Genomic DNA, 12,891 nt, shown 5'->3' on the forward strand with positions numbered 1-12,891 from the left:
TATTAAAATTCAAATATAGCTATTCGAACAAAATTACTTTGTTAAATTTGCAAAAAATACAAATATCATGATAAATGTTATAATTAGAGAAACGCAAAATCCCATCATATTAAAATTCGAATTCCCTGATTTTATTGCCAACCACGTGAATTACGAGTTTAAAAATATTGACGAGGCTTCCTCTTCTCCACTCGCCCAAAAATTATTTCACCTGCCCTTTGTGAAATCCATTTATATTTCTGGAAATTTTATCGCCATCGAACGCTATAATATTGTGGAATGGGAAGGTGTTCAGGACGCTGTTGCCGAACAAATTAACGAATTTGTAAATACCGGCGGAAAAGTGTTGAATGCTCCCGAACAAGCTTCGCAAAAAATGCCAGCTTCTGTTTATGGCGAAACGACGCCAAACCCGAGTGTGCTAAAATTTGTAGTTAGCCGACGTTTGACTAAAACTGCATTGGAATTTAAAAGTATTGACGACACCGCTGCTTCTCCATTGGCAAAAGAATTATTCAAATTTCCGTTTGTAAAAGAAGTTTTTATCGACGAAAATTATGTTTCAGTAACGAAATATGACATCAGTGATTGGTCAGAAATCACATTGGAGTTGCGAACATTCATAAAAGAATTTATCGAAAATGGCGGAATAGCAATCGATGAAAGCAAAATTGTAAGTCACCCAAAAGTAGAGAAACAAAAAATTGAAAATTTCGACAATCTTGATACCACTTCACAGAAAATCATCAATATTTTAGAAGAATATGTAAAACCAGCAGTTGCAGCTGATGGTGGAAACATTCTTTTTGACTCGTATGACCCAATTGAAAAACGAGTTAAAGTAGTATTACAAGGTGCTTGTAACGGCTGCCCTTCTTCTACTTTTACCCTAAAAAGCGGTATTGAAAACATGTTGAAGGATATGTTGAAAGACGAAGATATTAAGGTAGAAGCATTGAACGAATAAACTAGTCTTCAAAATTGCAATTCAGAAAGCACCTTTCATCAAGGGTGCTTTTTTTTATATATTAAAGAGCTAATACTCCTGAAAAATCAATAATGACCTAATGCAGAAATTACCACAACCAACCCTTCTGGAGCTTCAATAATTTCATAAATAAGGCGGTCTTTTTTATTGAGACGTTCTACTCCATAAACCCGAAAGACTATGCTTTAAAAGTTCAGGATTACCGATTCCAGTAGTTGGATGATCAGCAAGTTCAACTATGATTTTTTGTAATTTTTTGATAGTACACTTGTCGCCAGATCTGTAAATCTTAATCAAATCTTCTTCGGCTGAACGCTCTATTTTAAGCCTAAACTTCCCCATAAGTCATTTGGATTAATCAAGGTTGTGTTGCCTTCTTTTGCGCTTTCTCTTCGTTTTAAAACCATCTTGACAAATGCAGGGTCATAAGGTTCATCCGCTGCTTTTTTTACCTCATAAGGAATGTCAAAAGCTTTTAAAATCGCTAATAAAGCCTTTTTCTTCTTCGGTTCCGCTTGTATGATAATGGTATCCATAACTCTAAAGTTTACACAAAGATAAGTCTTTTTTGAACACAAAAAAAGAACACCGTTTCTTGAATTTTATGCTTTTTACTATTCAATATCTCTTTTAAACACAAGTCAGTAATTCTGAAAAAATAAAAATGTAGCGCGAAGTGTCAGTTTCAATGCAAGATTAAAATTGTCTTACCATTCCCTTTTTATAACTTTATACCGCTAAAAAGTAATTTTCGTTTTTGAAACAAAAAATACCTTCACGCTAGTACAAAATTAAAATCACACCATGAACGAACTTGCTAAAGAATCCAGTCCTTACCTACTCCAACACGCTCAAAATCCTGTGTATTGGAAAGCATGGAATGAAAAAACAATTAATGAAGCTTTAAATCAGGAACGACTTATTATTGTAAGTATTGGTTATTCAGCCTGTCATTGGTGCCACGTTATGGAACACGAAACTTTTGAGAATGACGATGCTGCAAAAACGATGAATGCTCATTTCACTTCCATAAAAGTAGACCGGGAAGAACGTCCCGACATTGATGCCGTTTATATGAAAGCCGTTCAAATCATGACCCAAAGAGGCGGTTGGCCACTCAATGTAGTTTGTTTGCCAGATGGAAGACCAATTTGGGGCGGAACGTATTTCAAGTTAGACGAATGGACTGAAACCTTAGAACAGTTACAGAAATTATACATTTCAAAACCAGAAAAATTACTCGAATACGCAGATAAGTTGCAAGAAGCAATTTCTTCGCTTCAACATCTTCCAAACGAAAAAACGGAAATGCCAACTGCTATTTTGTTAGAAGAATTAGTAGCAAAATGGACCAAAAGTTTTGACCACGATTTTGGCGGTATGGCACGTGTTCCAAAATTCATGATGCCGAATAATTATGACTTTTTAATGAGATATGGTTATCAAAATAAAGATGAAAATTTATTAAAATTCGTAGACTTAACGTTAACCAAAATGGCTTACGGAGGATTATTTGACACCATTGAAGGCGGTTTTTCTCGTTATTCTGTAGACATGAAATGGCACGTTCCTCATTTTGAAAAAATGTTGTACGACAACGGCCAACTTCTTTCACTTTATGCAAATGCATTCAAAAGAACTAAGAACCCTTTATACCAGGAAATTATTGAGAAAACCATTTCTTTTCTGCTAACGAATTTAGACAACAATGAAGGTGGATTTTATTCCGCTTTAGACGCTGATAGTTTAAATGAAAACAACATTTTAGAAGAAGGCGCTTTCTATGTTTGGAAAAAGAGCGAATTACAGCGATTAATCAAGGATGATTTTGAACTATTCAGCACGGTTTTCAACATAAATCAATTTGGACATTGGGAACACGGAAATTATGTCCTCATTCAAAGTGAATCTTTAGAAGAAATTGCACAATTGTTTAAAATTACCACTTCTGAACTCCATCAAAAAAAGAAAAACTGGGAAAAACTTTTATTTTTTGAACGCCAAAAAAGAAACGCACCACGACTTGACGACAAATGTTTGACTTCCTGGAATGCCTCAGCATTAACTGGTTTCGTCGACAGTTATAAAGCGTTGAAAAATCCATTACATCTCGAACTAGCTTTAAAAAATGGTGATTTTATTTCTGAAAAATTATGGTCGGCTGACGGGAACTTATTCCGAAGTTACAAAAACAAAAAAGCCAAAATTAATGCATTTCTAGAGGATTACGCTTGCGTGATTCAGAGTTTCATCGCTTTGTTTGAAGTAACTTTCGATGAAAAATGGTTGAATAATGCCAAACAATTAATGGATTACAGCTTGGAACATTTCTTTGAGCCAGAGAAAAAATTATTCAACTATACTTCTACCTTAGATAGTGATTTGATTGCTAAACATTATGATATCGAAGACAACGTGATTCCTGCTTCAAACTCCATGATGGCAAGAAACTTACACCTTTTATCCGTTCATTTCGGCAACTCTTTTTATGAAAAGACCGCTCAAGAAATGCTTAATCAAGTACTACCAAATATAGATTATCCGTCTGCATTTTCAAATTGGCTCAATCTAGCTTTAGATTTTTCGGATGCAAAGGAGTTAGCGATTGTTGGACCAAAAGCACTAGGTGAACTGCAAGAATTTAATTCCCATTATTTGCCTCATATTTTGATTTCGGGAAGCACAAAAAACAGTTCGCTTCCTTTTTTATCAAATCGATTTCAAAAAGATGAAACTTTATTTTATTTATGTGAAAACAAAGCGTGTCAAGCACCAACTCACACGTTCGAGAATGTGCTAAAATCTATACTTTAACTTCAATTTAAAGAAGATTACTACTGAATTTAAGTAGTTTTGTAGAAATTATATTCAAAAACAAAAATTTATACTTTTTAATGAGTCCATTTTTAGCCATCAGTTTCACGCCCGAAGACATTCAACGATATACGGAACAATTCATATCTGCTTTAGTAAGTTATGCACCTAGTTTAATTTCAGCTTTCATCCTTTTATTCGTAGGCTTATATCTTGTGCGTCTAATCAATCGTTTCGTCAGAAGAATAATGATTAAAAGGGATTACGACCCTACACTAAGTAAGTTTTTAGCCGATATTTTACTTTGGACGATGCGAATAATACTTTTCGTTGCCGTCATTGGTCAGCTGGGGATTGGAACCTCTTCGTTCGTTGCCATTTTAGGAGCGATGGGTTTAGCAATTGGATTGTCACTGCAAGGTTCCCTGTCCAATTTTGCAGGTGGTATGTTAATTATCATGTTCAAACCATTTAAATTAGGCGATTTCATTGAAGCTCAAGGCGTTTCAGGAACGGTTACAGAAATTCAAATTTTCGTAACCAAACTGATGACTACCAATAATCAAATCATTTTTGTGCCAAACGGAGCCTTGTCTAACGGAAATATTATGAATTATTCTGAAGCGGGAACGCGTCGCGCAAATTTAACTTTTACAGTTTCGTATGATGCAGATTTGAAAAAAGTGAAAGAAATTTGTCATACCATTCTTGAAAAAGACGAACGAATTTTGAAAGAACCAAAGCCAGGAGTTGTAGTAACTGGATTGGTAGATAACGGAGTTACAATGGCGGTTCGTCCATGGGCTACAAATGCCGATTTTTGGGATATGTATTCCGATGTATTACAAAACTTGAAGTTTGAATTTTATGAAGCAGGAATTGATATACAGCCGTACGTGAAAGAGTCTTCAATCCAAGCTATGAAAATAGAAAAAGGGAATCCTGAAGTATAAAGATAACAACTTTCTTTTTATAAGTAAAAACCTCAATTGTCTATAATTAGATAATTGAGGTTTTTTTTGAAATGGCTTCTGCTAATATTGAAAATGTAACAAATAAGCATTTATGTCCAAAAAAAAAGTCCAAACTTTCGTTTGAACTTTTTGTGCGGATAATAGTTTGACAACCCTCTTAATTTTGCACCTAAAAAAACACACCAAAACATTGCAAAACCCCTGTAGAATTAAGGCTTTACAACGTTTTTAAATTACATTTCAATTAAGCAAAATTAGGCTGAATTAGTTAAAATTAAGATATTTTCGACAAAATTTCGACAAAATATTATCTTTGGTATTCAATATCAAAACTATGAAAGTCACTTTTTTAACAGTAAGAGGAAAAAACGATACGGTAAGTATTTATGTTCGCTTTGCAGATAGCAAAAGATTTGACAAAAAAACCAAAACAGGACTTTCGGTTAAATTTCAAGACTGGAGCAATGCAAAGCAAAAAGTTAAACTAACTTCCGCTAATGTTCAAAAAGATTTTATCAATCATAAATTACGTGAAATTGAAGACTATATTTTACTAAGATACAATGAAGATTATAATTCTCAAAAATTCATCGGTGACAATTGGCTCAAAGATCAAATTGCAAATTTCTTTGGCCGAGCAAATTTAAACGAGCTGCACAAAACTTACTTTGTAGATTGGGTGCAAAAATTCATTGACGATTGCAAATTTAGACTGTACAAAGGCAAACCCATTTCAAAAAGAACCGTACAACATTACCAAACCACAATCCATAAATTAAAAAATTACGAACTTCATTTTGATACAAAATTAAGATTTCAAGATATTGGTTTAGATTTTTACAGAAACTTTTTATTTTACTGCAAAACCATAGAAAAACTCAATAACAATACCACCAGCGGATATGTAACTAATGTAAAAAAATGGTGCAAAGAAATTGACATAGAAGGACTACCAATTAACCCACAATACCGACATTCCGAATTTAGTACCATTTCAAACAAAACGAAAGACGTTTATTTAAACGAAACTGAAATTGACCAAGTGTTTAATTTTGACTTTAGTTATTCTGAAAGACTAGATAATGTAAGGGATAATTTCATAATTGGATTAAGAACAGGGTTAAGGATTTCCGATTTTTTAACGCTCAAAAAATTCGATTTCATAGACGGCAAGATTCACATCGAAACTACTAAAACTGCACACCCAATTGTAATTCCTTTACATTCACAAGTTAAAAAAATTCTGAATAAAAGGAATGGAAGTTTACCAAAACAGATTTCAGACCCAAAATTCAACAAATATGTAAAGGAGGTTTGTGAAATAGTAGGCTTTACAGAAATGATTGAAGGAGAGAAAATGGTAAATAAAAAAGATGAAGATAATTTTTTTACAAATAGTAAAATTCAGGTTAAAAACAAAATGAGAAAGGAATTTGGAGTTTATCCGAAGTATGAACTAATCAGTTCCCATTGTTGTAGGAGGTCGTTTGTAACAAGTTTATACGGAAAACCAGATGTAAGCAATCTGACAATTATGGCTATTACGGGGCATAAAACTGAAAGTGAATTTATAAAATATGTTAAGATGACACCAACAGAAAATGCAGAAAAACTTCAAGCTTACTGGGATAAACAAACAAAACCCTCATTATGAAAAAGAAATATTTTGGAATTTTACCAAATTTTGATTTTAATGAAATCAGTCTAGGTGATTTGAATTTATTAGTCGAACTCAAGGTGTTTTATTGCAGACAATTTTCGGACAAATATAAAGATGATGATGATTACTTCCCGGATGATGACTATAAAATGAATTTTACAGATTTATACATTCAGAATGGAAAAGGTTATCAATTGCACCACGAAGTTTATAAAGAAATTTATTTTTTAGATGCTGAAAAAATCAAGACACAAAGCGAACTTCCGTATCATATTGATAAAATTGATTATGAGGTAGATTCGGAAGAATATGTGGGCCCAAAATATTCTATTTTAGAAAAATATTACAAACTTTATCAGGATAAAATTGAAAATATAGACTTGTTTTTGTTGTATCAAGGCATAAATACTTATGAAACTTGCGGAGTTACTTGTAATGATTTTTATGACTATTATGTAGAGGATTTTAACGCAAATGAAGATTATACAGGTGTTGGTGATTACCTGAATGGAATTGATAGATTTTATAATGTAGAATTTCGCCAAGAGTGGGAAAAAATGTACTTGGTTCGAGAAGTTTGTCAATTTTGCCTTACCAAAATGAAAGAGTTACGACAACTAAATACTGACATTGACCTCAAAGAAAGTCAAGACGCACTTGCACAAAAAATTTTCAAAGATGATGGTTTGAAAATATTTGAACATATTGTGTCAAAATATCAAGAAACAAAAACAAGAGCCTTTTTTAGCTACTTATATTTTTTTCTGCAAAGTAAATCTAAAATACTAATTAACAAGGGAGACAGCGACCCTTATAGAGACTTTGTAGTAAATCGTGAATACTTACCCGACTTTATTAAAATTCAGCAAAGCCAATCAAAAAGCCAAGGAAAAAAATATATAATGGAAGTTATCTTTGAAGAGTTATTAAAATCATACTCTAAATAATTTCTGAAGTAAAAATGCATAAAAACTGAATAAACTATTTCATTAAGTGAAGTTAAGTTTGCCGTATCAAATTTTAATAATTTATGATATGGCTAAAGAAATTTTACAAATCGAAAACATCAATGCATCTGATTTCAAGAAAGAAATTCTTTCTGAATTTACTGGAGCATTGCAAGCTTTTGCAAACTCATTGCAAAACCCCGACAAAGACACTTTACTTACACGACAGCAAACAGCCGACTTATTGGGCGTTAGCTTGGTTTCTTTGTGGGATTGGACACGAAAAGACATAATACCCGCTTTTCGCATCGGAAACAAGGTCAGATATAAGAAATCAGACGTCCTTGAATCACTTCAAAAAATGAATAAACTTAAATCATAGTAATTCAAGTCCAGAAAACAGAAAAAAAATAGTGCAAAGGTTATTTGCAACGTTTTTTTTACAATCTTTGCAGTGCGACAATTAAAATTAAAATACAATAAAATGAAAATTTATCTGTTTTCACATTTAGAAAAACTTCTTGGAGTAGCATATCGGTGCAAGTCCGTACAACTTTGTATTTTACATGATTGTCGCAGTGATTACTCCTTTTTTTTAAATCTTATTAACCCTTTTTATTATGCGACAATCAAACAAAAGAGATTCTCTTAACACAGAGATTACTCAACAAACACTTGCAATCTTATTCGGTAACGCAAAAGAAGAAATTTTCAGTTATTCAGATATTGAATATTTCAAGAAAAACACCAAAATTTTATTCAATTCGTTCGTTTGTAGCGATTATTTACCTTGCTTGGATGCAAATGGCAAAACTAAATACTTTGAATTTTACGTTGAACTTGATGCGTTTTTGAATCAACTTGATTTGCAAAAAGACAATTTCCACGCAGAAAATTCAATTGCTGTACTTTCAGAACTTCCTTTATTTGAACTTCCATACATAGAAATCAAAAAAGTATTTAAGCGATTGCATCTCGAATTTATGATTGGGGATTTTGCAAATGCCACACCAGTGCGATACGATGTTTGGAACTCAACAGAACTATTGAAAAAAATCCTAAAAACTTGTTGTACCTACAAATCAAAGAACAACTTTGAATTTGCAAGTCTTACAGAATAAGCAAAAACTGTAAAATTTACTGCAAAATGCAAGCTGGATGCATGCAAAACTTATGCAATTAATTACTGCAAAGGTTTTGCAAAACCCTTGCAAATGCTGAATAAAACAGCAATACAATCAAAAAAACCTTGTTTTAAACCGAAAAAACCATTGCAATGTTGGTGCAAAGCATTTGCAATACCATCCATCAAAGGTAATCAATCATAAATGCAAGGGTTATGTACTGCAAATCCTAACTTTTTAGGTATAAAACACCAACAAAAATAAAAACAATATTATGAACTCATTAAAAACAAAATCCAAAAACTACTCCTTAGTAAATGGTAAAGCAATTGCTGGATTGGTATTAGTACCTAAAGACGGACATTTTCAGGCGTATGTTGCGTGGGAATGGGAACATGTAGCGAAAGAAAAAATTTTCGCAATTATCGAAGCTCCACACCTTATTGGAAATGCGACTTTCAGTAACGAAACAATAAATTGGATTGCAGATTACGGTAACGATGTTTCTCATAGCAAATACGCTCAAAAACTATTTCCACAGTTATTTTAATCACTCTAAAAAATAACTATACATTAACAAAAAAAACCATTGCAGTAGTATTGCAATGGTTAATTAAATTATTCTATCATGAACGCAAATTCATTAAGCAAAGATATAATTTTATTGCATACCAATAGTAATGCAATTTACACAACCTATTTAGGACTAAATGATTTTCCTAAAGGCAACATTTCAAGTCCATTTGCACCAGATAAAAACCCTTCTCTCAAAGTATATTCCAATGGTTCATTCAAATGCGGTAGTACAGGACGTCAAGGCGATGTTTGGCAATTTGTGGCGTACGTAATAAATAAAGATTGCAAAACTGAATTTTCAAATGTTTTGCAGGATATTGCAAATACGATGAATATTCCTTTGCAAAGCAATTACGAAAACAAAAACCCTGTTAAAACCGCTACAAATAAGGTAATTGCTGGTACAGATGAACCTTTGCAAGCGAGTTGCAAAGATGCAAAGGTTGAAGTTGCAAAAAGTAAATTGCAAGTTGTAAAAAGACCGTTTACAAATTTAGACCTTGATTACTGGAACAAACTGGGAGTTGATAAAACTATTTTAGAAAAATATGATGTGTTTTCAATTGCGGAACATTATTTTGATCCAAATAAACCATTTAAGACAAAAGACAAAACAGTTTCCTTCGCTTATGAAATAGATGGCCTTTATAAAAAATACACTCCCGAACAACCCAAATTTAATATCAAAAAAACCCTCATACCACATTTGAATAATGTTGTGTTTGGATTAAAACAATTGCCAACAGGAAAAATAGAAAACTTAATTATTTTAGAGGGCGAAAAAGATGTTATTGTAGCACATTCTAGGGGTTTTTATGCTGTTACTTTTGGAAGTGCTACAAATACGCCTAAAGCTGAAAATATTGCAATGTTGCAAAGCCTTTGCACAAATTTGCTTATTTGCTATGACAATGATGAAAGTGGAGAAATTGGGCGAAATAATATCATAAAAAAACACAGTGAAATAATTTCTTTGCAACTGCCTTCTGACAATAAAATTAAAGGTTATGATGTAACTGATTATTTCCAGGGCCACACCGCTAAAGATTTTCAAAAAATAATTGATTTAGCAGTAAAAAATAAAAGTATAGTTGATACCACTCCCGAAAAAGTACTTACTACAATAATTCACATTACAGAAGACTACCTTAACGAAAACTACGAAATTAGACACAATATAATTTCAAACGAAATTGAAATTAGCAAGATAAATGCGAATGACTGGACTGATTTAAATGAAAATACCCTATGGATTGAAATGCAAAAGAAAAGTATTAAAGTCCCAGCATCAACACTTGAAAAAATTTTAAAAAGCGATTTCGTGCCCAAATTCAATCCTTTTATTGACTACTTTAAAGCACTACCAACTTGGGATAAAGCAACGGACTACATTACTCAATATGCCGATTATGTAAAACTATCTCCCGATGAAGACAAAGAACAGTATAATTATCATTTTAAAAAGTGGTGCGTACGTGCTGTAAAATGCGCAACTATTGACAATTACTTCAATAAAAATGCTTTTGTTATCTCAGATGAGGGAAAAGGTCAAAATATTGGTAAAACAACTTGGATCAGGAATCTTTGCCCAAAAGCATTATCTAACTATATAAAAGATGATTTACCAAAGGATGAAAAAGATGCAAAAATTTCCTTAACGCAAAACTTCATCGTCAACCTTGACGAATTAGCATCGTTATCTAGACAAGAAATAAACACATTAAAATCACTTTTTAGTGCTGATAAAATAAAAGTTAGATTCCCTTATGACAAAAAAGATTCAGTAGTTAGGAGGGTTGCGAACTTCATTGGTTCTACTAATTTAAGCACATTCTTACACGATGAAACGGGTTCTGTTCGTTGGTTGTGTTTTGTGGCCGACACAATAGATTTTAGCTACAAAAACAACTTTGATATGGATAAATTGTGGGGACAAGCGTTTACCCTTTCGAATGACGAAAATTTTGATGAAACAATTACATCGGCAGATATGAGTCTCAACGAAATGAGAAATGCAAAATTTCAAATTCAGTCACCCGAAAAAGATTTGATTTGTAGATATTTAGAAATTCCAAAAACAGTTGAGGAAACAAAAATTTTAACGAGCACCGAAATACAGCATTATTTAGCTGGCTTTGCACCTAGTATCAAACTAAACAATGTCACTATAGGCAAAGCATTAACAAGTTTAAAATTTGAGAAAAAAAGAAGTGCTTCTACTACAAAATATGCAGTAAAATATAAAGATAGTGTTGAATAATTCAATCAAATTTGAAATGTTGCAAAACTACTTACACTACTTACACTCCTTACACTTTTCTAATAAAACCAATACTTAAAAGCAGAAAAAAAAATAAAATCATCTTACACTAACTTACACTAACTTACACTATTAAAAAAATCCAAGAATTGAATTTGTGTAAGTTGAAATTTGATAATGTAAGTTAGTGCAAGAATATAAAACCTTTGTTAAGTACTTCTAAATATGGGAAAATGTAAGAAGTGTAAGGAGTGTAAGTAGTTTTGCAAGAAAAAATATAATATTTATTTTTTACTGCTTTTTTGCTTACCTATTAGTCGCCTGCAAGCTGAAAAAAGGTTTGCAGCTTGAAAAATCACAATTTTGGAAAACCGTAGTTGTAACACTTTTTTACAAGTAGTTTAATTGAACACCAAAACCATTTATAAACTCTTTATTTGTTAATGGGTCAACTGAATACGACAAAAGGTTTTTAAGAAGTAATTCACTCATAATCAATTCCATTATATTGTCATTTAATGGTTTTATTTTTAGATATTTTTCAAAGCGGTCATTATTTCGATTAACTAAAGTTACTATTCTTCGATCATAACAAATAAAAGAATAATAGTCGCAAATACAATTTGTATTTAAATTATCTAATTCCGTACTCCATTTTTGAACCCATTCATTTGGTGATATTTTATTAATAAAGGTATTAGGGAAAAAAGCTGTTTTTTCAATTTTCGGAGAGGTTATGTAAGTAACATTATCTCTATTGAATTTATTAATAAGAAATCGTTCTCCTTGTTCAAAATGTTTACTTGAGTACATTGAACAGCTCGTGTCTTTTGCCCATTGAACAACACCTTTAGAATTAATGTATGCTCCATTAAAAAAACCACCAACGCCACTTTTAAAAGTTAAAGCATTGATAGCACAACATTGTATGATAGAAATTAATAAAATTGATAAATTATCAGAAGTTGTCCGGCTTTTATTTAAAATTTCTAATGTGTAAACTAAAGGTAAACTTAGTAATTCATTTTGACTTCCACTACCCAATAAAATAGATGCTCCATTTTTCGTAAGAAATCCACCTTTATTTCTATAATAATATATTTTCGGATTATTATCTTCTCTAAATCCAATTATATATTCAGATAATGAAGGTTTTCTTTTAAGAAAATAATCCGAGATAATATTGGAAATATTATTGCCTTTGTAATTTTCAATTTCAAATTTCAAATCTCTCAGAACTTGATCTCCCTCATAAACTTGTCCAGAAAATGTAATTATTATTGTGTCATTGAAATTAAATATTTTTTGAGCGCTTTCAATAGTTATGCTGTCATTATCAGAATGAAGAATTTCACCAAAAGAGTTAAATGTCTCATGATTATAGTCAGTTTTCTCTTTGTTTATAGAATCAATAGTCTCTGCTGAATCAGCAAATATATGGATTGATGAATCTGAATGGATGTACCCAACAATTAAAGTCATATTCTATATAGTCATTTGAAATTTAATACAATGTAATTCTCTGAAAACCTCCATCTTATTACTTCC

12 protein-coding genes are annotated in these 12,891 nt (G+C 31.9%); 9 read left to right on the forward strand and 3 right to left on the reverse strand.

From position 1 onward, the window contains the following. The first annotated feature begins 67 nt into the window (after positions 1-67). Positions 68-967, forward strand: a complete 900-nt coding sequence (locus ACQ5J2_RS00945) for a NifU family protein (RefSeq protein ID WP_432671820.1) — start codon at positions 68-70, stop codon at positions 965-967. A gap of 165 nt (positions 968-1,132) precedes the next feature. On the opposite strand, the gene ACQ5J2_RS00950 is transcribed toward ACQ5J2_RS00945, so the two are convergent. Together ACQ5J2_RS00950 and ACQ5J2_RS00955 are read right to left on the reverse strand one after the other, a co-directional pair. Continuing rightward, positions 1,133-1,330, reverse strand: coding sequence for a type II toxin-antitoxin system YoeB family toxin (locus ACQ5J2_RS00950; protein ID WP_432671821.1), 198 nt, complete (start codon positions 1,328-1,330; stop codon positions 1,133-1,135). Then, a complete protein-coding gene (locus ACQ5J2_RS00955; RefSeq protein ID WP_432671822.1) occupies positions 1,306-1,524 on the reverse strand; it encodes a DUF2683 family protein in 219 nt (72 codons plus the stop codon). The genes ACQ5J2_RS00950 and ACQ5J2_RS00955 overlap by 25 nt, the downstream gene beginning before the upstream one ends. A gap of 268 nt (positions 1,525-1,792) precedes the next feature. Here ACQ5J2_RS00955 and ACQ5J2_RS00960 point away from each other — a divergent pair, with 268 nt between their 5' ends. The 8 genes from ACQ5J2_RS00960 to ACQ5J2_RS00995 all read left to right on the forward strand — a co-directional run bounded on the left by ACQ5J2_RS00960 (position 1,793) and on the right by ACQ5J2_RS00995 (position 11,343). Beyond that, complete coding sequence (locus ACQ5J2_RS00960) at positions 1,793-3,802, forward strand: thioredoxin domain-containing protein (protein WP_432671823.1); 2,010 nt, start codon at positions 1,793-1,795, stop codon at positions 3,800-3,802. 80 nt (positions 3,803-3,882) lie between these two features. After that, positions 3,883-4,755 carry a mechanosensitive ion channel family protein gene (locus tag ACQ5J2_RS00965; RefSeq protein ID WP_432671824.1) on the forward strand — a complete coding sequence of 291 codons (873 nt, stop codon included), beginning with the start codon at positions 3,883-3,885 and terminating at the stop codon, positions 4,753-4,755. Between the two features lie 355 nt (positions 4,756-5,110). Beyond that, positions 5,111-6,430: a tyrosine-type recombinase/integrase gene (locus ACQ5J2_RS00970; RefSeq protein ID WP_432671825.1), complete on the forward strand. Its 1,320-nt coding sequence runs from the start codon at positions 5,111-5,113 to the stop codon at positions 6,428-6,430. Then, positions 6,427-7,383 (forward strand): hypothetical protein, encoded by a 957-nt coding sequence (locus ACQ5J2_RS00975; RefSeq protein WP_432671826.1) that lies wholly within the window; start codon positions 6,427-6,429, stop codon positions 7,381-7,383. The genes ACQ5J2_RS00970 and ACQ5J2_RS00975 overlap by 4 nt, the downstream gene beginning before the upstream one ends. 88 nt (positions 7,384-7,471) lie before the next feature. Beyond that, the gene (locus ACQ5J2_RS00980; protein WP_432671827.1) at positions 7,472-7,765 is read left to right on the forward strand and encodes a helix-turn-helix domain-containing protein; all 294 of its coding nucleotides are present in this window, start codon (positions 7,472-7,474) and stop codon (positions 7,763-7,765) included. A gap of 238 nt (positions 7,766-8,003) precedes the next feature. Next, positions 8,004-8,504: a hypothetical protein gene (locus tag ACQ5J2_RS00985; RefSeq protein WP_432671828.1), complete on the forward strand. Its 501-nt coding sequence runs from the start codon at positions 8,004-8,006 to the stop codon at positions 8,502-8,504. A gap of 277 nt (positions 8,505-8,781) precedes the next feature. Beyond that, a complete protein-coding gene (locus ACQ5J2_RS00990) occupies positions 8,782-9,057 on the forward strand; it encodes a hypothetical protein (protein ID WP_432671829.1) in 276 nt (91 codons plus the stop codon). Between the two features lie 78 nt (positions 9,058-9,135). Continuing rightward, positions 9,136-11,343 carry a VapE domain-containing protein gene (locus ACQ5J2_RS00995; protein WP_432671830.1) on the forward strand — a complete coding sequence of 736 codons (2,208 nt, stop codon included), beginning with the start codon at positions 9,136-9,138 and terminating at the stop codon, positions 11,341-11,343. A 390-nt stretch (positions 11,344-11,733) separates the two neighbouring features. Here ACQ5J2_RS00995 and ACQ5J2_RS01000 read toward each other — a convergent pair whose 3' ends face one another. Next, on the reverse strand, positions 11,734-12,825 hold the full coding sequence (locus tag ACQ5J2_RS01000) for a hypothetical protein (protein WP_432671831.1): 1,092 nt from the start codon (positions 12,823-12,825) through the stop codon (positions 11,734-11,736). Positions 12,826-12,891 lie beyond the last annotated feature (66 nt).

The sequence above is a fragment of the Flavobacterium sp. SM2513 genome (assembly GCF_050908145.1).
Lineage (GTDB): Bacteria > Bacteroidota > Bacteroidia > Flavobacteriales > Flavobacteriaceae > Flavobacterium.